Annotated in this window: 26 protein-coding genes; 6 read left to right on the top strand and 20 right to left on the bottom strand. The window is 58.8% G+C overall.

What is annotated here, in order from left to right; all coding sequences use genetic code 11:
* Positions 1 to 123: 123 nt before the first annotated feature.
* The 12 genes from AC0V6W_RS07710 to AC0V6W_RS07655 all read right to left on the bottom strand — a co-directional run bounded on the left by AC0V6W_RS07710 (position 124) and on the right by AC0V6W_RS07655 (position 12,209).
* Positions 124 to 1,026: an SDR family oxidoreductase gene (locus tag AC0V6W_RS07710; protein ID WP_486148759.1), complete on the bottom strand. Its 903-nt coding sequence runs from the start codon at positions 1,024 to 1,026 to the stop codon at positions 124 to 126.
* Positions 1,027 to 1,053: 27 nt separating this feature from the next.
* Positions 1,054 to 2,262, bottom strand: coding sequence for an acyl-CoA dehydrogenase family protein (locus AC0V6W_RS07705; protein WP_486148757.1), 1,209 nt, complete (start codon positions 2,260 to 2,262; stop codon positions 1,054 to 1,056).
* A 25-nt stretch (positions 2,263 to 2,287) separates the two neighbouring features.
* Entirely contained in the window at positions 2,288 to 3,043 is a 756-nt protein-coding gene (locus AC0V6W_RS07700; RefSeq protein WP_486148755.1) for a ThuA domain-containing protein, read from the bottom strand.
* Between the two features lies 1 nt (position 3,044).
* Positions 3,045 to 3,815, bottom strand: coding sequence for an SDR family NAD(P)-dependent oxidoreductase (locus tag AC0V6W_RS07695; RefSeq protein WP_486148753.1), 771 nt, complete (start codon positions 3,813 to 3,815; stop codon positions 3,045 to 3,047).
* A gap of 3 nt (positions 3,816 to 3,818) precedes the next feature.
* Positions 3,819 to 4,991 (bottom strand): thiolase family protein, encoded by a 1,173-nt coding sequence (locus AC0V6W_RS07690; protein ID WP_486148751.1) that lies wholly within the window; start codon positions 4,989 to 4,991, stop codon positions 3,819 to 3,821.
* The gene (locus tag AC0V6W_RS07685; protein ID WP_486148749.1) at positions 4,988 to 5,413 is read right to left on the bottom strand and encodes a Zn-ribbon domain-containing OB-fold protein; all 426 of its coding nucleotides are present in this window, start codon (positions 5,411 to 5,413) and stop codon (positions 4,988 to 4,990) included. The genes AC0V6W_RS07690 and AC0V6W_RS07685 overlap by 4 nt, the downstream gene beginning before the upstream one ends.
* A 14-nt stretch (positions 5,414 to 5,427) precedes the next feature.
* Entirely contained in the window at positions 5,428 to 6,510 is a 1,083-nt protein-coding gene (locus tag AC0V6W_RS07680; RefSeq protein WP_486148747.1) for an acyl-CoA dehydrogenase family protein, read from the bottom strand.
* Between the two features lie 4 nt (positions 6,511 to 6,514).
* The gene (locus tag AC0V6W_RS07675) at positions 6,515 to 7,789 is read right to left on the bottom strand and encodes a cytochrome P450 (RefSeq protein ID WP_486148745.1); all 1,275 of its coding nucleotides are present in this window, start codon (positions 7,787 to 7,789) and stop codon (positions 6,515 to 6,517) included.
* Between the two features lie 89 nt (positions 7,790 to 7,878).
* Positions 7,879 to 8,259 carry a limonene-1,2-epoxide hydrolase family protein gene (locus tag AC0V6W_RS07670; protein ID WP_486148743.1) on the bottom strand — a complete coding sequence of 127 codons (381 nt, stop codon included), beginning with the start codon at positions 8,257 to 8,259 and terminating at the stop codon, positions 7,879 to 7,881.
* On the bottom strand, positions 8,256 to 9,032 hold the full coding sequence (locus AC0V6W_RS07665) for a ThuA domain-containing protein (RefSeq protein ID WP_486148741.1): 777 nt from the start codon (positions 9,030 to 9,032) through the stop codon (positions 8,256 to 8,258). The genes AC0V6W_RS07670 and AC0V6W_RS07665 overlap by 4 nt, the downstream gene beginning before the upstream one ends.
* Positions 9,029 to 10,042, bottom strand: a complete 1,014-nt coding sequence (locus AC0V6W_RS07660) for an NADP-dependent oxidoreductase (RefSeq protein ID WP_486148739.1) — start codon at positions 10,040 to 10,042, stop codon at positions 9,029 to 9,031. Before AC0V6W_RS07660 ends, AC0V6W_RS07665 begins: the two co-directional genes overlap by 4 nt.
* A 28-nt stretch (positions 10,043 to 10,070) precedes the next feature.
* Positions 10,071 to 12,209: a molybdopterin-containing oxidoreductase family protein gene (locus tag AC0V6W_RS07655; RefSeq protein WP_486148737.1), complete on the bottom strand. Its 2,139-nt coding sequence runs from the start codon at positions 12,207 to 12,209 to the stop codon at positions 10,071 to 10,073.
* Between the two features lie 122 nt (positions 12,210 to 12,331).
* Here AC0V6W_RS07655 and AC0V6W_RS07650 point away from each other — a divergent pair, with 122 nt between their 5' ends.
* Positions 12,332 to 13,330, top strand: a complete 999-nt coding sequence (locus tag AC0V6W_RS07650) for an NADP-dependent oxidoreductase (protein WP_486148735.1) — start codon at positions 12,332 to 12,334, stop codon at positions 13,328 to 13,330.
* A 14-nt stretch (positions 13,331 to 13,344) separates the two neighbouring features.
* On the opposite strand, the gene mobA is transcribed toward AC0V6W_RS07650, so the two are convergent.
* The 3 genes from mobA to AC0V6W_RS07635 are packed head-to-tail and all read right to left on the bottom strand — an operon-like array spanning position 13,345 to position 14,659.
* Positions 13,345 to 13,860, bottom strand: coding sequence for a molybdenum cofactor guanylyltransferase (mobA, locus tag AC0V6W_RS07645; protein WP_486151500.1), 516 nt, complete (start codon positions 13,858 to 13,860; stop codon positions 13,345 to 13,347).
* Positions 13,861 to 13,886: 26 nt separating this feature from the next.
* On the bottom strand, positions 13,887 to 14,228 hold the full coding sequence (locus tag AC0V6W_RS07640) for a putative quinol monooxygenase (RefSeq protein WP_486148733.1): 342 nt from the start codon (positions 14,226 to 14,228) through the stop codon (positions 13,887 to 13,889).
* A gap of 14 nt (positions 14,229 to 14,242) precedes the next feature.
* On the bottom strand, positions 14,243 to 14,659 hold the full coding sequence (locus tag AC0V6W_RS07635; RefSeq protein WP_486148731.1) for a nuclear transport factor 2 family protein: 417 nt from the start codon (positions 14,657 to 14,659) through the stop codon (positions 14,243 to 14,245).
* Positions 14,660 to 14,820: 161 nt separating this feature from the next.
* Here AC0V6W_RS07635 and AC0V6W_RS07630 point away from each other — a divergent pair, with 161 nt between their 5' ends.
* The gene (locus AC0V6W_RS07630; protein ID WP_486148729.1) at positions 14,821 to 15,639 is read left to right on the top strand and encodes an SDR family NAD(P)-dependent oxidoreductase; all 819 of its coding nucleotides are present in this window, start codon (positions 14,821 to 14,823) and stop codon (positions 15,637 to 15,639) included.
* On the opposite strand, the gene AC0V6W_RS07625 is transcribed toward AC0V6W_RS07630, so the two are convergent.
* Positions 15,636 to 15,935, bottom strand: a complete 300-nt coding sequence (locus AC0V6W_RS07625) for a hypothetical protein (RefSeq protein ID WP_486148727.1) — start codon at positions 15,933 to 15,935, stop codon at positions 15,636 to 15,638. The genes AC0V6W_RS07630 and AC0V6W_RS07625 overlap by 4 nt on opposite strands.
* A gap of 142 nt (positions 15,936 to 16,077) precedes the next feature.
* Positions 16,078 to 16,866 carry an SDR family NAD(P)-dependent oxidoreductase gene (locus tag AC0V6W_RS07620; protein WP_486148725.1) on the bottom strand — a complete coding sequence of 263 codons (789 nt, stop codon included), beginning with the start codon at positions 16,864 to 16,866 and terminating at the stop codon, positions 16,078 to 16,080.
* 87 nt (positions 16,867 to 16,953) lie between these two features.
* Here AC0V6W_RS07620 and AC0V6W_RS07615 point away from each other — a divergent pair, with 87 nt between their 5' ends.
* Positions 16,954 to 18,588 (top strand): FAD-dependent oxidoreductase, encoded by a 1,635-nt coding sequence (locus AC0V6W_RS07615; protein WP_486148723.1) that lies wholly within the window; start codon positions 16,954 to 16,956, stop codon positions 18,586 to 18,588.
* A gap of 20 nt (positions 18,589 to 18,608) precedes the next feature.
* Here the strand turns inward: AC0V6W_RS07615 and AC0V6W_RS07610 are convergent, their stop codons facing one another.
* A complete protein-coding gene (locus tag AC0V6W_RS07610) occupies positions 18,609 to 20,201 on the bottom strand; it encodes a fatty acid--CoA ligase (RefSeq protein WP_486148721.1) in 1,593 nt (530 codons plus the stop codon).
* Between the two features lie 88 nt (positions 20,202 to 20,289).
* On the opposite strand from AC0V6W_RS07610, the gene AC0V6W_RS07605 reads away from it, so the two are divergent.
* On the top strand, positions 20,290 to 20,703 hold the full coding sequence (locus tag AC0V6W_RS07605) for a PaaI family thioesterase (protein ID WP_486148719.1): 414 nt from the start codon (positions 20,290 to 20,292) through the stop codon (positions 20,701 to 20,703).
* A 13-nt stretch (positions 20,704 to 20,716) separates the two neighbouring features.
* Here the strand turns inward: AC0V6W_RS07605 and AC0V6W_RS07600 are convergent, their stop codons facing one another.
* A complete protein-coding gene (locus AC0V6W_RS07600; protein ID WP_486148717.1) occupies positions 20,717 to 21,268 on the bottom strand; it encodes a nuclear transport factor 2 family protein in 552 nt (183 codons plus the stop codon).
* A complete protein-coding gene (locus tag AC0V6W_RS07595; protein WP_486148715.1) occupies positions 21,265 to 22,266 on the bottom strand; it encodes an NADP-dependent oxidoreductase in 1,002 nt (333 codons plus the stop codon). The genes AC0V6W_RS07600 and AC0V6W_RS07595 overlap by 4 nt, the downstream gene beginning before the upstream one ends.
* Before the next feature lie 141 nt (positions 22,267 to 22,407).
* On the opposite strand from AC0V6W_RS07595, the gene AC0V6W_RS07590 reads away from it, so the two are divergent.
* Positions 22,408 to 23,355, top strand: coding sequence for an SDR family oxidoreductase (locus AC0V6W_RS07590; protein WP_486148712.1), 948 nt, complete (start codon positions 22,408 to 22,410; stop codon positions 23,353 to 23,355).
* A 182-nt stretch (positions 23,356 to 23,537) separates the two neighbouring features.
* Positions 23,538 to 23,786, top strand: coding sequence for a hypothetical protein (locus AC0V6W_RS07585; protein ID WP_486148710.1), 249 nt, complete (start codon positions 23,538 to 23,540; stop codon positions 23,784 to 23,786).
* Positions 23,787 to 23,805 lie beyond the last annotated feature (19 nt).

Here is a 23,805-nt window from a genome sequence, read left to right as displayed (position 1 = left end):
CCGAAACGCAAATTTCGTTCCCAGCACCGTGTGGGCCGGTTGCAGGCAGTACCCAGCCTGCAATCGGTCCAAAACTGTTTCTGCTCAGCCGGTGTCTGCTGGGGCCGAAAAAAGCGGCGAGCCTCAGCCCGCCGTGCGGTCGGCCTTATCCTTGGCATTGGTGCCTTTGATCATGGCGCGCATCTGCTCCCATTCAGCATCGCCCAATCCTTCGAGCATGGGGTAGAATGTGCCGCCATTGGCCTGATAGCCCGCACCATCAATCGCCAAAGTCTGCCCGTTCACATATTCAGCGCCCGGCCCCATCAGAAACACCGCGAGATTGCCAAGCTCGTGCATTTCGCCCGCGCGGCCCATCGGGTTGAGATTATTCCCTGAATTGCCTCCGGCACCGCCGGGATGCAGGCGCGCGCTCATGCCTTTGGTAGGGAAAAGCCCCGGATTGATCGCATTAAAGCGCAAACCATACCGGCCCCATTCGGTCGCCAGGCTCTGCGTCATCGCATTGATCGCGGTTTTCGACATTGCGCTGGGCACCACAAACGCGCTGCCCGACCACACCCAGGTGGTTAGGATCGAAAGAAAGCTCGCTTTCTTTTTCTCAGCGATCAGGCGTTTGCCCACATCAAGCGTCACATAAAACGTGCCGCGCATCACGATGTCGGCGATTGCGTTGAAGCCATTCACCGAAAGGTCTTCTGTGCGGCTGATGAAATTGCCCGCTGCATTGTTGACAACGCCCGTTAATGCGCCGCCATCGGCCCAGATCGCATCGACCATTTCGTGGATCGCATCTGGATCGCGAATATCGCAGGCATGGCCGACCATTTTGCCGCCATGCTTTTCGGTGAGCTCGGTGACGCATTCATCCAGCTTGTTCTGCCGCCGCCCGCAAATATAAACGGCCGCGCCCAGTTTCAGGAACGCCTCGGACATCTCCTTGCCAAGGCCTGTGCCGCCGCCTGTTACAAGAATACGCTGGCCGTCCATCAGGCCATCGCGGAACATCAGCTTTGATACGTCCATATTATCGCTTCTTTCAGTTGTGGGAGATCAAAGACCGAGCACGGTCTTTGCAATGATGTTCTTCTGCACTTCGTCAGAGCCGCCAAAGATCGTTGCGGCGCGGTTGTTCAAATAGCGGCCCATCGCGGTTTGCGCCGCTTCGCTGCCGACAGGTTCGGGTGCTTCATTGCCGTAAAGCGGGCGTTCCAGCGGCAATTGCAGCGCATCCGGGCCGAGCAGTTCCAGCTTTAACGTATCGACCTCTTGCCCAATATTGGAAGCGAGCAATTTGACGAGGGATGTTTGCGGGCCGGGCGATCTGCCTTTGGCCAGCTCTGCTAAAATGCGCAGTTCAGTAAATTCCAGCGCTTCGGCTTCCAATCGCGCGCGCGCGAGCCGGTCGCGGAAGCGTGCATCATGCGCCATCGCACCGTTCACGCCTGAAGGTTGAGCTTGCGCCATTTCGGCAAGCTTGTCGATGCTTTGGAGAAGGCGCGGGGCAAAACATGACCCGCCGCGTTCGTTTTCGAGCAGGAATTTGGCAATTGCCCAGCCCTGACCTTCCTCGCCGATCCGGTTGTCTGCGCCCGTGCGCGCATCGCTGAAGAACACCTGGTTCACTTCATGATCGCCCGACATCGAATGGATTGGCGTCACTTCAACGCCCGGCTGGTCCATCGGGATCAACAAAAATGTGATCCCGGCCTGTTTTTTCACTGTCGTATCGGTGCGCACCAGTGCGAAAATCCAGTTGGCGTGATGCGCATGCGTGGTCCAGATTTTGGAGCCATTGATGACATATTCATCGCCATCGAGGCGGGCGGAAGTCTTCAGGCTTGCAAGATCGGAGCCTGAGCCCGGCTCCGAATAACCCTGACACCAGTAATCCTCGCCCGAGAGAATACGCGGCAGAAACCGCGCCTTTTGTTCAGGCGTGCCAAAGGCGCAGATGACAGGGCCAACCAGTTTGAGGCCAAGGATCGAGAGCGCAGGTGCGCCTGCGAGCGCGCATTCCTTGTCAAAGATGAACTTTTGAACAGGGCTCCACCCCGTCCCGCCATCTTCTTGCGGCCAAAGCGGCGCGACCCAGCCTTTCTCATCCAGAATACGGTGCCATTCCAGCCCGATATCGGGTTCGACAAACACGCCGGGCGTGCGCCGCGCGCCATCGCGCAGCCGCTGCGGCAATTTGTCAGCCAAAAATTCGCGCACTTCCTCGCGGAAAGTGAGGTCTTCGGGGGAAAATGTCATATCCATAAGCGAGCGTCCCTTATTCGCCTTTTCATGTGCCGTCTCTCATCGCCCAACCGATGGAACGGCGCAGCATGTCGTAATACACATCGTAATTCCACGCGCACATTTCCTTGTGCGGGTAGAAATCCTGCATTCCGGGCAAGTCGTAATGCCCCCGGCAATGGCCCAGCGTGTTGTAGACGATCCGCCCTTTGCCCAAATCGCGGGTGTAAAGGATTGGCACTTTGGTTTCGGGCCAAGCGGCCTCGACAAATCCGGTCGCTTCGCCTTCGAATGTCGTCTGCATCAGCGTGTCGATGGGGGCTGTTGTTTTGGACAGATACAGCTCGTCCACCACTTCAAAATCTTCAATGCCGCGCGTCAGCTCGTGGGTCTTGTTGACCACTTCAACCTCGAACTGGCCAATCGGCGGATGCGCTTTGAACTGGGTGCCCAGCATCTCGAACACATCTGGGCGGTTTTCGGGCGCATCGACAAGGCCTTCCTCGGTAAACACAAGGATCGAATTGGTGCCGTGCAGCGCCAGCCATTTGCCGCCGCCTTCAACCCATTTGCGAAGCTGCGCCGCCTGCTGTTCGGTGGGCATCAGGTCGCAGGTATAGGTGATAAGGAACCGGCATTGATCGAGCCGTTCCAGCCCCGAATAATCCGCGGCCACACTGGTGCGAATATGCGGGTGTTCAGCCAGCAATTTTAGGATTTCGAGCCGCGGATAATCGATATCGTGATATTTGCCCGCAGCGATAAAATGCGCATCGATCCGGGTTGCAGGTTGCTTGGTCATGTCAGCTCCTGATCGATCCGCCGCCATCGACAGTGAAATCGCAGCCTGTGGTAAAGCTTGCCTCGTCACTGGCGAGGAAGACGACCGCTTTGGCCACTTCTTCGGGTTCGCCAATGCGGTTCATCGGATGGGTTGCGGCAAAATCGCGTTCGATATTGTCCGGTTCGTCCGCACCTGAAAATTTGTAGCGGTCATACATCGGTGTGCGTATTGCGCCGGGATGGACCATATTGGCGCGGATCGGAACGCCGCGTTCCGCGCAATCAAGCGCGACTGAGCGTGTTAGGCCAAGCAGTCCGGCTTTTGATGCAGAATAGGCCGCAACAAATGCCGCCGCGCGCATCGCGATCATGGAACCGATATTGACAATCGCGCCCGGCTCGCCTGCCGCTTCCATCGCCGGAAGAGCTGCACGCATGCCGAAATAGGGACCATTGAGGTTGATATCGATGGTGCGCTCCCACGTATCGAGCGGGCCATCCACCACATTGCCGGGCTCTGAAATGCCCGCAATATTACACAGCACATTGAGCTTGCCGAAATGGTCCTGCGCGGTTTTTACCGCTTCGTGCCACTGGTCCAGATTGCGCACGTCCAGCTCAAATGCGGCTGCATTGCCCCCGAGTTCTTTGGCGAGAGATTGGGCTTTATCGATCTGCACATCGCACAAAAGCACTTTGCCGCCTTCGGCCACGATCATGCGGCCAACGCTCGCCCCGATCCCTTCTGCGCCGCCTGTGACAAGCGCGACTTTACCCGTCATTTTGCCCATATTCTAACGCTCCAATATCGCGACTGCGGAAAGGCCAGGCGCGCCGTAGACGTGGGAATAGCCTGTTTTCGGACCCGTCCCATCGCGGCCAGCAACTTGCCGCTGACCCCCGCGCCCGCGCAATTGTTCGACATTTTCGTAAACCTGGCGAAGGCCCGATGCGCCGATTGGCTCTCCGCATGCCAAACATCCGCCATCGGTGTTGATCGGCAATTTGCCATCGAGGTTCGACCACCCATTGGCCAGCCATTCTTCCTGATCGCCATCGGCGCAAAAGCCGTTTTCGGCCATATGCATGATTTCAGCGCCGCTTTCGGTGTCCTGCAATTGCGCAACGTCGATGTCGCCGGGGCCGATGCCTGCGCCTTCAAAGGCGGCTTTGGATGCAAGCACGGTGGGTTTGCCGCCTTCTTTGACCGATACGCCTGCTTGAAACACTTCGAAACTGTCCGGCGGGCGCGTGCGCACGGCGATATGCGCGATTTTTGCCGATTTGCCCGCATCCAGCGCGCCCATTTCGCGCGCCTTCTTCTCCGATGCCAGTATCAGCGCAACGCCGCCTTCGGCAGGGGCGCAGAACATGAATTTGGTGAGCGGATCGTTGATCATCGGCGCGTTCATGATCGTTTCCAGATCAATCTCGCTGCGCCGCCATGCATGGGGCGCTTTGGTGCCGTTTTGAAAGGCTTTCACCGCGACCCGGCCCAGTGTTTCCCGGCTGATCCCGTGCAGCTGCATGTACCGCTGAATTTTGAGCGCGAAGAACTGCGTCGTCAGCATCATGCCCGTTTGGCCATACCATTCAGGCAGGCCGTAATCGGATGGCTTTGCATTGAACGCGCCGCGCGGATGTTTGTCGAAACCCACTGCCAGCGCCAGATCATACATGCCGCTTGCAATCGCTTGCTGCGCGGCGACCAATGCGCTGCCCCCTGTCGCGCAGCCATTGGCGACATTGGTAAAGGGAAGCGAGGTCAGCCCCAGCTCATTGACCATGATATCGGCATTGCCCGCCGCCGCAGACCCGCCATAGGCGCACTCCATATCGGTCCATTCTAGCCCTGCATCGGCCAAAGCCTCGCGCACGGCGTAAACGCCCTGTTCGCGGCCCGATCGTTCTTCGGTGCGCCCAAATGGGTGGATGCCGGCGCCGACGATATAGACATTCTCGCTCATGCGGCTTGCTCCTGTGCGCTTGCCACGGGGCGGAAAGCGTAAGTGTCATGGGCCGCGTTAAACGGGACGATGCAAAATTCGAGCGGCATGCCCAGCGTCAGATCGTCCAGCGCGGCATCGACGATGCGCGTCTCAACAATTACTTCGCCGGGAAGCTCAACATAGCCGAGCAGGAATGGCACAAAATCAGGCGGGCCTTCATCAGGGCCAGAGCCGGGGCCTTCATAGGGTTCTTTCGGCAAAAAGCCCTGCGTCGTCCACGACCACAAAGTGCCGGTGCGCGAAAGCTTGTAGGGTTCGACATCGCGCGCGGCATCGCCCTGCGGCATGGGAAACACAATCTCACCCGATGGCAGCCGCCCGCCCATCAGATGCGGCTGGGCATCATCGCTCCAAAGATCGGGATCAATTTTTTTGCCCATCGCCTGCGTCCTCCTCAAGCTGCCACCGCATATTCGGCCAGCACCGTGTCGGTGTCGCCAAACATGCGGGCCAGCACCATGACGCGTTTCATCGCATGGCCAATTGCCAGCTCATCGGTGATGCCCATGCCGCCATGCATCTGCACCGCCTCGCGCGCGGTGGCATCGACCTGTTCGCCGATAAAGGCTTTCGCGCCTGCTGCGGCGCGTCCAAACCCTGCCGTATCGGACGGGTCCATCATCGCGGCGCGGTACAGCATGGAACGCGACTGTTCGATCCGGGAATAACAATCGACGAGCCGGTGCTGGAGCGCCTGAAAGCTGCCAATGGCAACGCCAAATTGCTCGCGCTCTTTCACGTAAGTGAGCGTGTCATCAAGCAATCGCTGGCCAAGCCCGACCATTTCGGCTGCCGCATACAGCCGCGCAGCATCGATGACCTGCGCCAGCGCGCTTTGTGAAAGATCGAGGCGAGCAGACGGTTTGGCCCGTGTGCATTTCAGCTCGCCTGCAATGCTGCCATCGGCCAGCCTGTAAGGGCGAACCTCAACCCCGCCCGCATCACGCGGGACAAGAAAGCAGGTGGCCTGCCCATCGCATTTGGCAGTCACCAGGAACTGATCCGCCAGCACCGCCCCCATGACGAAAGTTTTCTCCCCCGACAGCACGAACCCGTCTGCGCTGCCTTCGGCGACCATATGCGCAGGATCGATGGAGTAGCGTTTGGCCCGTTCGGCCCAGGCAAGCGTGATGATCTGCTCCCCAGACAGCACCGCCTCAAGCGCATCAGCCGCGCCTGCTTTATCGAGCAGCAAGCCGGGCACGGCGCCCAGTTCCAGCCACGGATCGGGCGAGTTTGCCCCGCCTATCGCTTCGGCAACCAGCGCCAGATCGGTAGGCGTGCCGCCCATTCCGCCCGCTTCCTCGCCTGCCGCGAGCGCAATCAGGCCGAGCTCAGCCAATTGCTGCCAGCGCGCCCGGTCATAGCCAGCGGGGGACAAGCGCAATTTGCGCCGCGCTTCCACATCCACAGGCGCACAAAACCGCGACACGCTTTCGCGGAACATGTCCTGTTCTTCGGTAAGGTCAAAATTCACAGCTTTATGCCTTTGCCGTATAAGTGATGGGCAGCTTGATGATGCCGCGCAAAAGGATGTTCTGGAGCACTTCGATCCCGCTCTCATCTGAGATTGCGAAGTTATCGAGCCGTTCAAACAGCTCATCAAAAGCAACCAGCATTTCCTTGCGGCTGAGCATATTGCCAACGCACATATGCGGCCCCTTGCCAAAGGCGAGATGCGCGCGCGCATTCTTGCGCTCGACATCAAAGGCATTGGCGTTTTCGAACTTTTTGGGATCGCGGTTGGCCGCAGCATACCGCAATTGAGCAATGGCGCCTGCGGGGATTTTCGTCCCGCCCAATTCGGTGTCCTGCTTAACGATGCGCCACATGCCCGAGGTGGGCGTTTCGTAGCGCAAAGTTTCCTCGACCATATTCATAATCAGCTTGGGATCGCGCCCGCCCGCTGCCGCTTTGGCTTTGGCCATTTGATCGGGATTGCGGATCAATTGAAGCATGCACCCGGCAAGGGTGGACGTTGTCGTCTCATTTCCCGCAACCATAAACTGCTGCATGATCGACATGATCTCGGCATCGGTAAGCGGCGTTTCCCCTTCGATCCGTGCTTCGACCAGATCGGTCAGCAGATCATCGCCGCCATGCTTGCGCGCCTCGTCGATCTTGCCTTTCATGTAATGCTGATATTCAACGAGACTGCGCGCGCATTCTTTTTTGCGTTCATGATCGACCATCTGGCTGAACCGGTCGACCGCCGCATCAGACCATTTCTTGACCTGCTCCATATCCTTATCGAGCCCGATCTGGCCCGCAATCATGTGAACGGGCAGAGGAATGGCGAAGTCGGCGACAAAATCGCCGCTGCCTTTTGCTGCCATCTTTTCGATCAGTTCAATTGATTTGGCCCGCATTTCTTCTTCGATGGCGTTCACCCGCTTCATCGAAAACGCGAGATTGACCAGTTTGCGATTGCGCGTGTGGACGGGGTGATCGGCGGTTAGCAGAGTGGGCACATCGTCCCACCCTTCTTTCAGGATGGCTTGAATTTCCTCATCCTGTTCGCGGCCCATCAGGACGGTGAAATCGTTTGAGAATATCTCAGGCTTGCCCGTCGCCTCGCTGCACAGATCGTAATCGTAAACGACGAACGTGTTCATTTCCGCGATGTGTTCGATATCAATCCCGGCATCGTGGATCGCGGTGTAATAATCCCACGGCTCAAGCAGTGTATCAGGCGCAAAGACTGATGTGTCCTTGATCGCTTCTGGCTTGTTCATCGCGGCGGGCTCCCATCCCATAACAATTGCAGCCTTGTTTCTAGCCAAAGGAGCCGCCGCGGCGCGATGCGCGAATGTGTTAGGATTGCAGCTATTGCATCCTCCCAGATTTAAGAGGGAGCAAGATCGCCAAATTCGCGGACAAATTCCGCGCTGTCGAAATAATCGCGCCATTTCGCGATTTTACCGGCCTCATTAAGCTCAAACACGCCCATCACTCGGATCGTGCGTTTGCGGCCTTTCATTTCGAACCAATCGGTGCGCTCGGTCAGCACAACATTGCCATTGGCCGCGATATGATGCGTGTCGAACCCGCACGCTTCAACGCCGGGAAATCCGTCCATCTTGGCGCGCACCGCGCCGATACCATTGACGGTTGAAAGCGGGATATCGGTCCATTCAATGTCGTCGGCCATGAACGAATAGATCTTCTCCAGATCGTATTCGTCCCACGCGGCAATGAAGGCGCCGATGGTTTGGGTGGGTGTCATGGGCTTTCTCCTGAAGTGTATAGAAGGGCATTGGCTAGAATGCGCCGGATATTGGGGTTGGCATAGGTTTGCGGGCCGTCACCAAATTGCAGATAGATAAGCGGTGCTTGCTCAGCGCGGGTCTCCCACCCAATGAGGTTAGAGCCGGGCGGATGGTCCCAGCCATCGCGGCTAAACATTTCGCCAGCAACAGCGCGCGCAGCGGAATAGAAATTGTCACGGTCAAAATCGAAACCTTGCGCGCGGATTATGGGCGTGACGGCACCTTCATCAATGGGGCAAAGGTACAGCTCATCACAAACGGGAAACTCATGCGGCATGCCCGCTGTGATCGGGTGATCGCATTCGATCTTGGCGGTGTAATCGACATCGTGCCGGTATCCGGAATCGGGAACGGGCGACCCGCGCCATTCGCCCGGCTGATAGAAAAAGCGCCCGCCCAACCATTCACGCCACCGTGGCCATTCGGACCACCCTGCAATGGCATGGTGCATGGCGACCGCGCCTTTGCCGTGCGCAAATCGGCGGGTGATGGCTTTGCGAAATTCCTGCGAAGGGGCGCGCGAGACTACCGCTCCATCAGCGAAAGTGTACCCACCCATATCGTAAAAGAGCAGCGCATCCGCCTCATCGGCGGCCCCTTCGGCGACCTCATCTTCCGCCTCCGGGTGGATGAGGTGCGTCACGTCCCAATCACCCAGCGAGTGGATCAACTCGCCAAAGGGTTCGGCCTCGTAAGGATGCCCGCCGGACAGGACGAGCAGCCGTTTCATGGCGCGATTTTGAGGATCATTTTGCCTTGGTTGGAGCCTGCGAACAGGCGCATGAAGCTGTCATATGCTCCTTCAAGACCCTCGTCGATGTGCTCTTCGCTCATGAGTTTGCCCGCTGCGGCCCATTCGCCCATTTTGGCCGCGCCTTCGCCGAAACGTTCAACATAGTCCATGACAAGCAATCCTTGAATGGAAGACCGGGTGACGATGAGATTCCACAGATTGCGCGCGCCAACCGCATCGGTGTTGTATTCGCTGATAAGCCCGCACAGCCCGACGCGCGCATATAGGTTAAGGTTCATCAGCCCCGCATCAAGGATCGCCCCGCCGACATTTTCGAAAATCACATCGACGCCGTCCGGGCACGCTTCGCCAATGGCTTTGGTCAGAGCTGCCTCATCCTTGCCCTTATAGTCAATCGCCGCATCAAACCCGTATTTTCCCGTTAGCTTGGCGCATTTTTCCGGCCCGCCTGCAATGCCCACCGCGCGGCATCCATGGATTTTCGCAAGCTGTCCCACAAGGCTGCCAACCGCGCCCGCAGCGCCAGTGACCAGAACGGTTTCGCCTTCCTTGGGCTTGCACACTTCGAGAAAGCCGAAATAGGCCGTCATCCCGACTGCGCCAAAGATTGACAGATAATTGGTGATCTCGGGCACCAGCGAAGGGTCGATCGGCTGAGTAAATCCGCCCGCTTCGTTGACCGAATAATCTTCAAGCGCATTCAGCCCCATTACCCATTGGCCCGCTTCAAAACCATCTGCCTTGCTTTCCTCGACCACGCCGATTGTGCTGGCGCGCATGGCGGTGCCCAATGGGACAGGCGGCATGTAATTTCCGCCCGCATCCATCCACCCGCGCATGGCCGGATCAAGCGAGGCATAATGATTGCGCACCAGAAATTGCCCATCGGAAAGCTCCGGCGCAGGCTGCACCACCAGTTCAAAATCACCGGGCACAGGTTCCCCATCGGGGCGGCGTTGCAAAAGAAAGCGGCGATTGTCTGGCATGAAATTTCCTTAAGCTACGTTCTCAGTTTTACGCGGCGACAAGTTTGACCGGGATCGCGCTTTGAAGCGCTTGACCGGTGATCGGATCGTAGTCTGTCTCATCGCTGGTCAGGCGGTTGGTCGAGGAACCGCGTTCCCGCACATCATCTTTTGATGCATCCGCATCGCCATAAGCATGCGCCATCGAAACAAGGCCCCGGCGCACTTTATCGCTGGGTTTCACAACCCCGTGAATGGTCGCATGGGGCGATGTAATCTCGACAATCGCGTCCTCTTGTAAACCAAGCGCCGCGATATCATCGGGGTGGATGTAAGCCGGGTTCGTGGTGGTTTTCGCGCGCAGTTTTTCGAGCGGATGACCAATGGAATTGAACCGGGTCTTGGACCGCCGGCTGATCAGTTTGAAATCAAACCCATCCCTGCTCAGCGGATCAGCAATGTAAGCCGTCAGGCTATCGGGCATCGCGCCTGCGGCCAGGTCAAAACGGTGAAATTCGCTTTCCTCCACCGGAGCAACCACGGGATGCGCGTCTTCATAAACCACCGCCGCGCCGTCTGCGGCCCGCGCGTCCTTGCGCACGGTGCTGGGCGGTACAAGACACCCTGCTGTCATCAGATCAAGGAAGGTTTCCTTCGATGGCTTTTCGTCCATCGGCACGCTCCCGCCTGCCAATTGCATCGTCACGCCCAGATGTTTGGCGAGTGTCCAGAACATTTCGTATTCATCAATCACATCGCCGGGCGCAGGCACCATGGCCTCGGTATAGCGGGCATAGGCTTCTTCGTGCCACCATTCGGATAGATTGGTGATGTCTTCGCGTTCAAGGCATTGCGACGGGGCAAGCACGACAGTGGCGCGTTTTGCGCTTGCGCTCATCCACGGGTCGATTTGCACGAACAGTTCCAGATCATCGAGCGCGCGGACCATCTTTTGCTGATTGGGAAAACCCACAACCGGATTGCCGCCCACCGATATCAGCGCGCGCACTTGCCCATCGCCGGGGGTCAGGATTTCATCGGCGAGCACATTGCAAGGCATCTCAAAACCCAATTGTCCCAGCCCGCGAAAGCGCGATTGCGCCATGCCTTCTGCGCCAAACATCGGGACGGGCGGCGCGACCTGCGCGCGGCGCTCGGGATTGATATTGGTAAAGACACCGGGGATCGCGGCCTTCTCGCCTTCCTGCTTGAACCGGGCGCACACTGTGTTGAGGCACGTGACAAGATATTCGGTCAGCGTGCCATTGCCTGCCATTTCCGGGCCCGTGCCGGTAACAGCGCACCCTTTTGATCCGCCTGCAAACATGCGGGCTGCGGCAACCAGTTGATCGCCGTCCACGCCCGCCCGTTCTGCGGCGATTTCGGGAGTGAAGGGTTTGACCGCTTCCACCAGTTCATCAAAGCCATCGACATGGGCGGCAACGAAATTGCGATCATAAAGTCCTTCTTCGATGATCACATTGAGCATGCCGGCAAGCAGCGCGGGATCTTCGCCCGGTTTCACAGGCAGATAGATATCAGCCAGGCGCGCCACGTCGCTTTCGCGCGGGTCAGCGACGATGACTTTCATGCCGCGCTCTTTCGCATCGCGGATCCGGCGCGATGGGCTGAACGGCGGCACTCCGCCTGGCGGGGAATAGTGCGAGACAACAGGATTGTTGCCAATCAGCAGCGACACATCGCTTTCGCTGAACGTGTTCATCCCGCCCGCCCATTTGCCATAACGCGCGGTGGTGAACACTTTGGCCGGCTGATCGAGCGTCACGGACGTATAGAAATTGCGCGTCCCGATGGCCTGCGCAAAACTCAGCGATGCCGCCATGGCGGACGAGTTCTGATAGCCGCCCGACCCCATAAACACGGCAACCGAATTGGGGCCGTATTCAGCGATAATGCGCTCAATCTCATCGCCCACATGCGCAAGCGCTGCGGGCATGGGCGTTTGTTGAAATTCGCCCGCATCATCGCGCACCAATGAAGAGGTCAGCCGGTGGGATGCATTGTGCGAATCGGGCAGCTCGCGCCCTTTCATGCAGGTGTATCCGCCAAAAGCCGGGTCAGCCGGATCGCCGCGCACTTCGAGCACTTTTCCATTCTCAACATCGACTTCCATCGCGCAGTTCGCGTGGCAGAACCGGCAGAATGTGCGTTTGGTCTCAATACCCATGACAGTGCTCTCCTCAATCCCCGCAAGAGATTACCACAAGCACCCAGCGCTTCGACTGACACTTTTGCCCGTGGGAAGGGCGAGTTTCGGCCTGCATTACGCTGGGCAAAGGAGAACCTGCGATGACAACCACTCGCCAATGGCTATTGAACGGACACCCGCGCGGACGCGGCATTGCGCCTGATGATTTCAAACTGGTGGAAACCGAACTGCCTGCACCCGGCGAAGGCGAGATGCTGCTGAAGACGCAATATCTGGGCTTTGACCCGGCGCAAAAAGGGTGGATGGAAAACATCGCGGATTACGTCGCGCCGATGAATATTGGCGATGTGATGCGCGGCAGCGGCATTTGCGAAGTGACCCAAAGCAATGGCGGCAAATTTGCCGTGGGCGATATTGTCTTTGGCAGCACGGGCTGGGCAGAGCATCTTGTACATAATGGCGAGGGGCTGACCAAGGTGGAAACCGCCTTATCGCCGACTGCCGTCCTGTCCGTGCTGGGGACGACCGGGATGACGGCCTATTGCGGCCTGTTCAAAGTGGGCAAGCCGGTGGCGGGCGATACCGTGCTGGTATCCGGCGCAGCGGGGGCAACCGGATCAATTGTCGGTCAGCTTGCCAAGATTGCAGGGTGCCGCGTGGTCGGCATCGCGGGCGGGCCTGAAAAATGCCAATGGCTGGTCGATAAGGCAGGCTATGACGCGGCGATTGATTACAAAGCGGGCGGGGTCAAAGACCAGATCAAGCAGCATTGCCCGCGCGGCGTTGATGTGATTTTCGACAATGTCGGCGGCACGATCCTCAACGATATGCTCAGCCAGATCGCAACCGGCGCGCGCGTGGTAATCTGCGGAGGGATCAGCCGGTATGAAACGGGCAATCTGCCAGCGGGGCCGGAAAATTACTTTAACCTCGTGTTCCGCCGGGCCAGCATGGCGGGCTTTATCGTGATCGACTGGATGAGCGAATTTCCCGGCATCCGCAAACGGCTCGAAGGGTTTATCGAGGACGGGCGGCTGACCTATCAGGAAGACGTGCAATCCGGTTTTGAAAACGCGCCTGACACGTTGCAAAGGCTGTTTTCGGGCAAGAACCGGGGCAAGCAATTGCTCAAGCTGTAAACGCGGTGTGCCCTTCAGGCGGGCGGTAAATCGCCGGGCCGGTTCACATTCATCAGCGGCGGCTGGATGGTGACGCGGCGCGCGCCGACTTTGTCGGCAAAGCCATAAAGCGCGCGTCCGCCCTGTTCGATAAACTCGGCCAAATCCGCTGTCACGGTCACAGGCCACAGCCCGGCAACCGGCTGCGCATCTACAATCGCAGCGCCGCCGCCACCGCCATCGCCATCTTCGGCCAATTGCAGCGCAAGATCGGCCGGAAGGTTGGGCACATCCACCCCTGCTGAAAGGACATGCGCAAACCCCTTTTCCTCGGCAAAGCAAAGCGCGCCATGGAGCCCGCCAAGAGGGCCAAGCCCCGCCTGCGGCTTGTCCGGGACGCAGCCATAGCCCGGCTCATCACGGCCGCACACGATCAAGGCGGTGGTCTGCGCGCCCAGCGCATCGGCCACCGCGTCAATCAGGCGAACGCCATTATAACGGGCATGCGCCTTGTCGCTGCCAAACCGGCGCGCTTGGCCCCCTGCGAGAATGGCCCCGAGAATTAGGCCGCTGCTGCTCAGACAAATTGCTCGGTTGGTTTGCCATCAGGTCCGTACACTTCGCCTTCGGCATCGACGCGGTATTTGCGGCTGACGGCGTTTTCGATTCCAAAGCCGCCCAGATGGCCCAGCATTCCCGCATAATGCTTATCTGCAAAATGGCTGGCGAGCGCTTCTTCGCTGACCCATTCTTCAAACACATTGACGCGTTTCGGGTTATTGAGATCCGCGCTCCAATCGTAATGGATGCAGCCATCCTGCGACAGCGCACCATCGATAAAAGGCTGCGCTGTGCGAAGCGCTTCGTCGCGCTTGTCGGCGGGCAAATCAATCTGCGCGGAAATAACGATTTTGGCCATAATCCTGCGTTCCTTTACGCCGCGTCTGCGGGTTGAAATTCTGCGATGATGGCAAAGGCGCGGTGAGTGAAGTGCCACTGCCCGTCCACTTTAGCGAGGCGATCTGTGTAGAGCCCGCCAATATGCCGGGTGGATCCGTCTTTGCCTTTTAGAATTTCCTGCGTCTGAATGCGCGCATTGGCGGTGTTGCCATCCACTTCAATCGAAGCGGGCACTCCGCAGAAACTGACCGCGTCAAACTGGCTCATCGCGCCGTTCCACAGCGCGACGATTGCCTCGCGCCCCTCTATCAGCTGGCCCATGAAATCCCATGTCGCATCCTCAGCCCAGACAGAGCCCCATGTTTCGGCATCCATCCGCACCACGCCGTCGCCATAGGTGTCGCTCAATTCGCGGATCGCAAGGCGATCTTCAATCGGTCCTGAAAACATGCGGCCTGCCTCTCTTGATTGTGCCGTTCTTTATTATGCCGTCTTTTATTGTGGCGGGCCAAGCTATCCGCGCGTGCGGTGCTGCGGGCAATGCCCATTTTTGGCAAGGGGGCAAAGGCGGCGCGCCATGATAAGCGGTGAGGTAACACAGGAGAGGATCAATGGGCCAACTGGATGGCAAGACCGCGGTAATTCTGGGCGCTGCAACGCCGGGCAATATGGGGCAAGTGATCGCGCGGCTGTTTGCCAGCGAAGGCGCGAAAGTGATGGTCGCGGGGCGTAAGGAAGAACCTTTGGCAGCGCTCGCTAGCGAAATTGGCGGCGCTTATGCCTTGTGCGACATCACCGATCACGCGCAGGTTCACGCCATGGCGGACAAGGCCCGCGATGAATTTGGCCGCGTCGATGCCGCCGTGAATTGCGTGGGCGTAGGGCTGCTGGCAGGCTTGCTGGAAACAACGCAGGAACAGGTCGATATGATCGCAGACCTGCAATTCAAAGGCGTGCACCATTTTCTGCAAGCGTTTGTCAAAACCATGTCAGAGCAGGCCCCCACAGGCGGCTCGATCATTTCGCTCTCATCGGCGACGACCAAGGCGCTGATTAACAATCACGCGCTCTATATCGGGTCCAAACGCGCGGGCGAGGCGATGATTGAATGCGTCGCCAATGATTTTGGCCATTTGGGGATCAAGGCAAACAGCGTCTCCCCCGCTTTCACTGAAAGCCCGATGACCAAGGGCGCGTTCGCAACGCCCGGCATTGTCGATGCGTTTTTGCCACGTTATCCGCTGGGGCGGCTTAACACATCGCAGGATGTGGCAGAGGCGTGTTTGTGGCTTTCATCCGATGCTGCATTTGTGACCGGCCAGAACATCCAGCCCAATGGCGGGGTGACCATAAGAGGCAATCCGCAGGCAAAGGATATTGAGGCCGCCGTGGGGGCCGCCATGGCAAAGGCTCAGTCGCAAGACGATTAAGTATCGAGCCAGGCCGCTGCGTCCTGAACACTGTCAAATTGCCCCGTATTGTCGCCCCTTTCGGTTACTCGCGCCACTTGCATACGCAGTATGGCGGAGTTCAAAACGAAAGCGACTTTGCGCAGGCCATTGGCAATGCCCCATGCATAGATGTTGGCCGTGTTCTGCGCCCGGTCCTGCGGCATTACGGATGTTTGGGAAAAATCGACCAGCGCATCCCATTCGCCATCCGCATTGCGCATCCGGCCTGCCGCATGTGTCAGCTCTTCAAACAGCTGGGCTGGGTCTTGTTGCATTGGCCCCGAAAAGGCGAGAGTGACCCGGCTTTTCGCCCTGTTGGTTGTTATGGAATACATGTCTGCGGCCCGATTATTTATCGGTCCCGCTTAAGCGGCGCGGTCTAAAGATTGGGCAAAAGCAGCCTAGGGGCAATCCCTGTCAATATTGCGCGGTTCCGCCATCCACGCTGAGCATAGCGCCCGTGATCCCTGCCCCTTCGGGTGATGCAAGCAGCAAGGCCATTGCCGCAATTTCTTCAACCGTGTTGGGGCGTTTGATCGCGGCTTCCTGCGCGAACATCGTGATCATCTCATCAAATTCCATGCCCATCGCTTTGGCGGTGTCAGGGCCGTTGTTCTTGATGATATCGGTGACAACCAGACCGGGGCAGATCGAATTGACCGTGATCCCGTTTTCGCCCACTTCGCGCGCAAGGCTTTTGGTAATCCCGTTCACGGCGTGTTTGGCAGCGGTGTAAGCGGTAAAGACAGGCTTTCCATGCTTGCCTTCCATTGATGACATATTGATCACCCGGCCATCGCCTTTGCGGATCATTTCGGGCAAAGCGCGCCTTGTTGCCCAGAACGTGGAATAGACATTCCATTTCATCGCTTCGTCAAACGCTTCATCCGACAGCGCCACCATGGGCTGCAAATCGCCTGCGCCGCCGGCATTGTTGACGAGGATGTCAATCGTGCCGAAGTGATCGATAGTAGTGTCGATGAAAAATTCGACATCTTTTTGCTGCATCACATCACCTGCGACAAAGATCGCGCGATCTGCGCCCTGACGGCCAACGCGCAATTCTTCGATGACCCGGTCGCCTTTTTCGCGGTTGCGCGCAAACAAGGCGACTTTTGCGCCTTCAGCCATGAATTTTTCCGCGATCCCTCGGCCAAGCCCTGCGGTGCCTCCGGTGATGGCGGCGACTTTTCCTTCAAGTTTCATGGCGCGTTCTCCTTTGAGTGACGGTGTAGCTGTCTGCGTGCGAACGTGCACCTTGCTAAATTAAGCAATTGCCCGGCGAGCTCCCAGATGGATGATGGAACAATGGACAAACCGGATATTATCGTCCTGGGCTGCGGCCCTGCGGGAATGACAGCGGCATTGGCCGCGCATGAAGCAGGCGCGAGTGCCGCGATAATCGAACGGTTTGACCGCATCGGCGGCACGGGCGCGGTTTCAGGCGGAGTGATCTGGGTCGCGGACAATCCGCGCCAGCGCGCAGCGGGAATGAAAGATAGCCGGGACGAAGCGCTCGCTTATTTCAAAGCGCTGGATCACGGCGATCTTGTCGATGAAACGCTGGAGGCTTTTGTCGATATGGGGCCAGAAGCGCTTGGCTTTCTGGAAGACACTGGCGCGCTCAAAACTGCGCTGCTCGACGGCTATCCCGACTATTATCTCGACCGCCCCGGCGCAAAGCCGGAAGGCGGACGCGCGCTCGATCACGATCTGTTTTCTCTAGATGAACTGGGCGATTGGGCGGGCCGTATCACCGCGATCGAAGAAGCAAAGCCGATGATGCTGCGCGAAACCCCGTTGGGCGGAGGCAGCGGAATTGTGGAGCCCGAAGAATTGCAGCGGCGCATGGCGGCGAATGAACGCGGATTTGGCCAGGCGATGATCGGGCGATTGCTTAAGGCGTGCCTCAAACGCGGGATTGAGCCGGTTCTGGGGGTTGAAACGGAGCGGTTGATCCAGACGGGCGGGCGCGTGATCGGCATTGCTGGGCAGCGCGGGGGCAAGCCGTTTGAGCTTACCGCGCGCTCTGGCGTTATCATTACGACAGGCGGGTTTGAATGGGATGCGCAGATGCGCCAGACATTCCTGCGCGGCCCAGCGCCTGCGCCCGCATCCCCGCCCACAGCGCGCGGTGATGGATTGCGGCTGGCGATGCAGGCGGGGGCAATGCTGGGCAATATGACGAGCGCTTGGTGGTCCCCCACGCTTGATATGCCCGATGCGCCGTGGGCTGATGGAGAAAAGCGCGCTGCTCCGATGTTGATCGAGCGAACCGTGCCCCATTCGATCATGGTCAATGGCAAAGGCGAACGGTTCTGCAACGAGGCGGCGAATTATTCCGCGCTTGCCGGCGCGTTTCATGCGTTTGATCCGCAGACCTATTCCTATCCCAATCAGCCCGCCTGGCTGGTGTTCGATGCCCAGTTTGAAGCGCGCTATCCGCTGGGCACCAGAATGCCGGGGCAGCCTTTGCCAGATCACGTGCTGCGCGGCGGCAGCGTGGCCGAATTGGCAGGCGCGATGGCGGTGGACAAAGATGCGCTTGAGGCCGCAATTGCGCGGTTCAACACCCATGCGCGCGAGGGCCGCGATCCCGATTTTGACCGCGGCACCTCCGCTTATGATCATTTCTATGGCGACCGCACACGCAAAGGCACAGCGGTAACATTGGGGCCGCTCGATCAGGCTCCGTTTTATGCTGTGCCTGTCCATATGGGCATGCTGGGCACCAATGGCGGGGCGCGCACCGATGGGCAGGCGCGCATTCTGGACCACGATGGGCAGCCGATCCCCGGCCTTTATGGGGCAGGCAATGCTATCGCCTGCCCCACAGGCGGCATTTACGCAGGCGCAGGCGGTACATTGGGGCCCGCGCTCACCTTTGGCTATATCGCAGGCAGAACGGCGGCGCGGGCGAATATCTAGCTATCTGTCCAAGCCGCCGGTTAATTCACCGCCCGCGCTTTGCCCTCCCAATAGGGCGAGCGCAGTTCGCGGCGCAGGATTTTGCCCGAGGGATTGCGCGGCAAAGCATCGATGAAGTCCACAGATTTGGGGCATTTATATCCCGCAATATGCTGGCGGGCATGGGCGATAAGTTCCGCTTCGCTTAATGCCTGGCCCGGCTTCATCACCACGCAGGCCTTGACCGCTTCGCCCCATTTTTCATCCGGCACACCGATCACCGCGACATCGGCAACCGCTGCGTGCGAATAAAGCGCGTTTTCAACCTCAGCGGGATAGACGTTTTCGCCGCCCGATATGATCATGTCCTTCACCCGGTCATGGATGTAGAGATAACCGTCCTCATCGAGATACCCGGCATCGCCTGTGCGCAGCCAGCCATCGGCATCGATGGTTTCAGCGGTCGCTTCGGGCAGGTTCCAATACCGGCTCATATTGCGGCTGGACCGCGTCGCTATCTCGCCCACTTCGCCTGCCGGGACCAGATTGCCTGCTGCATCGATAATCTTCAGCTCAACTCCTGCCAAAGGCTTGCCCACGCTGCGCATTTTGGGAGACCCTTCGGGCACGTGGTCTTCGGGGTCCAGCGCGACAATTGTGCCGCTGGTTTCTGTCATCCCGTACATCTGGATAAACCCGCAGCCGATCACGTCCATCGCCTCGCGCATCAGTTCGAGCGGGATGGGCGATGCGCCGTAAGTGATGTGAGTAAGGTCGCTGAAATCCACGTCTCGAACGCGCGGGTGATTGAGCAGGATCTGGATCGCTGCGGGCACCAGAAAGATCTTGGATATATTGTAATTCTCAATCAGCTCCAGCGCTTTGGTCGGATCGTATTCGGGCAGCACAATCGACGTTGTGCCCGCGATCATGGTGCTGAGGCCATTGCCCGATCCGCTGATGTGGAAACACGGCATAGCCAGCAGCGCAACATCGCCTTCGCTGCGTTTTTGCCAGTCGCGGATATTGTCGCCGTGGCTTGCCGGATCAAGGCTTTGCAGCAGTGATCCATGCGTCATCACCGCGCCTTTGGGCCTGCCTGTGGTGCCTGATGTGTAAAGTTGCAGCGCGTCATCTTGCGCGGTGATCGCGGCGCCGGGCGCTGCGGAGGGGGCCGCATCGCGCCATGTGCGGTAATCGGCCCCATCGCAATCGGGCGCATCGATCCCGATGATGTGTTCCGCCGCGCCCGTATCACCGCTTGCCTGGCTGAGCATGTCGGCAAAACCTTCACCCACAAACACCACGCGCGATCCCGCATTGCCAAGGATATAGGCAATTTCAGGCGGGGCGAGCCGCCAGTTCACCGGCGTCATCACTGCACCGATTTTGGCAGCGCCCAGCAACGCTTCGAAATAAAGCGGGTGGTTCTTGCCCAGATAAGAGACCCGGTCACCCTTGGCCACGCCAAGCGCGGTGAGCGCGTGAGCCACTTTGTTGGCCCCTTCATCCAGCTGCGCAAATGTCAGCGTCTCCTCGCCAAAGGTGAAAGCGGGTATGTCGGGCGTCATCCGGGCATGATTGGCGACAATCTCACAAAAGGAGGCGGGCTGCGGGGCGCTTTGCTGGGTCATATGGGCGAAGCTACGCGCACAAGCGGGCGGGGTGGATTGGCACTATTCATAGCCGCGCGATTGCATGCGCTTGGTCTAAGACCCGGATATGCATGAGGCAGACATCCCCGAAGGCTTTAGCCCGGCCGAGTTCTCACCCGGATTTCTGGATCATGGCGGGCCGTATTTCCTGATGCCGCGCGATGATGCGCCCAGTCTGGTGGGCCTGCGGATCGCCGCGCATCACATCAATTTTGCAGACAATGCCCATGGCGGAGTGATTGCGACCATGGCCGATGTCGCTTTGAGCTTTGCGGTCTATGATGCGCAGCGCCCCCGATTGATGCCGTCTACGGTCACGCTGAATGTGAATTATCTGGGCGGGGCAAAACGGGGCGATTGGCTGGTCGGCGATGTCAGGATTGACAGGCTGGGCGGGCGGCTGGCCTATACCAGCGGCGCGGTTATGCGCGCAGATGAAGTGATCGCCACGATCTCAGGCGTTTTTGCAATCAAGCGCTGAGGGAGAACGCGCCTTAACCCATCCACGGCGCGGCCACCGGTGTCGATGGATCGCGTTCGTCGTGATATCCGCTTGCGCCTTGCGGCGTGTCGGACAGATCGGTGCCTTCAACCTCGCGAAACTCGCGCCAGTCATACAAGCCTGTGCGCTGAGCGATCCGCCACTCAGCCCCTGTGCCAGTGCCCCGCTTTTCGAACCGGTCAACATAACGGCCCGCAACCACGGCGGAATAGATCACCCCCTTGTCGGGGAACACATCAGGCATGGGAAATCCTGCGGGCACGGTGTGCATCGCTGTCATATAGGTTTCGGTGTGGCACACAGTTCCGCTTTCAAATGCGAACATGGTCTGGCCAAGCTGATGCTGGGTTGCGAGGCACGGATCAATCAGCGCGCGCGCCTGGCTCACAAACTCACGCCAATCGCCTTCAATCTCGCCAAAGCGGAACATCGCATCATCGTGGAACAATCGCTCCATCATGCCCCAGCGCCGCCGGTCAATCGCATGCGCATAAGCGGCAAGCACATCGCGAATAGCTTCGCGGTCTTCAAGACTGTTGGTCATTGGTTAAGCTCCACGATAACTTTCCCGATATTTCCGCCGGTAAACAGCTTGGCATAGGCGGTAAGTGTGTTTTCAAGGCCGCGTGTCACATCATAGGGCATGGTCAATTGGCCTGCATCAAGCCATCTTTTAAGCTGCGCGGTCAGCCGCTCGCCCTGATCCATAAAGTCGGGGCTGAAGAACCCTTCGACGCGCAAACGGCGCATCAGCACCTGATCGAATTCGGCAGGCGCAGTGCGCGATCCGCTGGCATAATCGGACAGCAATCCGCACACTGCGATGCGGCCATAATGGTTCATGCGGGTGAGGACTTCATCAAGGATCGGGCCGCCGACATTGTCGAAATAGACATCAAATCCGCCCGCCTCATCCAATTGCGCGCCGACATTGTCAGCCTTGTAATCGATAGCCCCCGCGCAGCCCATTTCCTGAGTGAGGAATGCGCATTTTTGCGCGCCGCCCGCAATGCCCCACACCTCGCATCCCATCAGCTTTGCCACCTGCACCGCCAGAATGCCGGTTGCGCCCGCTGCGGCAGATACCAGCACGCGCTCGCCCGCTTTGGCCTGGCCTGTCTCGGCAATGCCCCAAAGCGCAGTCCACCCATTCATACCCAGCGGCCCGAACCATGCGCGTTTGTCCGCAACAGCTGGGTCGAGCGTGATAGCCCCGCTGGCCGCCGCATCCACTTGGCTGATACGGCCCCACACGCCAAAGGCGCGCACCAGATCGCCCGGCGCAAACCCATCAGCGCGGCTTTCGATCACTTCGCCCACGACCAGCCCAGTCATCGGCGCGCCCACGGGCAATGGCGGCTGATAGCCGTCTTCCCTGTCCGTCAGCCACAGCCGCGTGCCCGCATCCATCGACAGCATCGCATTGCGGATACGGATCTCGCCATCGGCCGAAGCGGGCAAAGGCGCATCCACCAATGCAAGGGCATTGGCAAAGTCAGTGCCATGGGGGCGGCGCTCGATGCGCCAGAACGTGTTTTGCATCAGCGCACTGTCCGGGGTGGGGAACGCTGGGGCAAGCCCTCGCTTTTGCTAGGGGCAAATGCGCGCGCGCTATCACTTTGGCGCGGTGCGCTCAGTCTGCCTAATTGGCTATTCCCGCAGCACATATCGGGAGACACAAGCATGGCACTTATCACAGTAATCGGCGCATCGGGTCGTCAGGGCATGGCACAGGTCCGTCAGGCCTTGAAAGCAGGCTATGACGTGCGCGCTATCTCGCGTCAGGGAGATCCGTTTGGCGGGGCCAAGATCGATGGCATTGATCGCGTCGAAGTCCGCGCGATGGATCTGTATGATGCCGCCACATACAAGCCCGCGCTCGAAGGGACCGACTACGTCTTTTACACGCACCCCCTTCAGGCCCGCGCGGACCGCGCCGTGCTGATCGGCGATCTGGGCAAAGCCGCCGCTGAGCTGGGTGTCAAACGGCTGGTGTGGAACACGTCGAGCTGGATCCCTGATCGTCCCGGCGATCCCTTCACCTATGGCGAGAACACCAAGGGGATCAACGCTTTGTGGCGTTCGGGTTGTCCCGGCACCGTGTTTGGCAGCGTGCTCTTCATGGACAATCTGCTGACCAATTGGGCGCGCCCGTTTATCGTGGATGAGGGGCGCTATGTGTACCCGCACAACCCGGAATTGCATGCCAACTGGATCAGCCTGGATGATGTCGCGCGCTTCATGCTCGCCAGCCTTGATCGCCCTGATATGGAAGGCGCATGGCTCAACATTGGCGGGCCAGAGCGGTTGGTGGGCAAACAGGTCACCCAATATCTGACCGATGCCCTGGGCAAGGAGATCACCTACGATCCATGCTCGCCAGAAGAGTTTGGCCGCTATCTTGTTGAAGCCGCGGGCGACACCATGCCGGCTGAAATGCGCGAAGACTTCGCCAAAGGCATTCAGGCGTTTTACGAATACAACAACGATGCGCCCACGCGGCCTTTCGAAGTGGACATGGATCACGTCTATGAACGTTTTCCCGAGCTTGACGGCAAATTGGAGACTTTGGGCGATTGGACCAAGCGGCAGGATTGGGGCGAAAGCAATTTCCGCCCTGCCTTTGGGTGAGACATGGACCGCTGAGAGGGGTTTTTGCAAAAGTTCGGTAAACCCGCAAAGCGCTGAAAATCCGGGCCACCGCGCGTTTCCAGCGGGGCAGATGCGTAACCTTTTGTTCCGAAGCATAATCTCCTGCATCGCGGCCTGTGTGCGGCGGGCAGGATTACAGCCCTGCGCCCATGTAGGAAAGCTTGCAAGCATGGTCTGATGAGGCGGTCAAAACGGGATCGGTCGTGCTTTCAAGCGGCGGCAGCCATCTGGATATCACGCGGGAACTAACCCTCGCTCATGGCAAGGGCTGGCGCGACATGATAGTGACGCGGCAATGCCTTGAAGGGTTGAACAACGCGCTGACAATCAAATCAGAGGCGCCTTTCTCGATCCAGATATCGGCCATTGCACAAAACAACGCAGCTGACGGTGCGGAGTGCTCGTTCTAAAAGAGCGGCTGCGCAAAAC

Source organism: Erythrobacter sp. JB1-7, from assembly GCF_057365015.1.
This window is presented reverse-complemented; position numbering and strand designations above follow the sequence as displayed.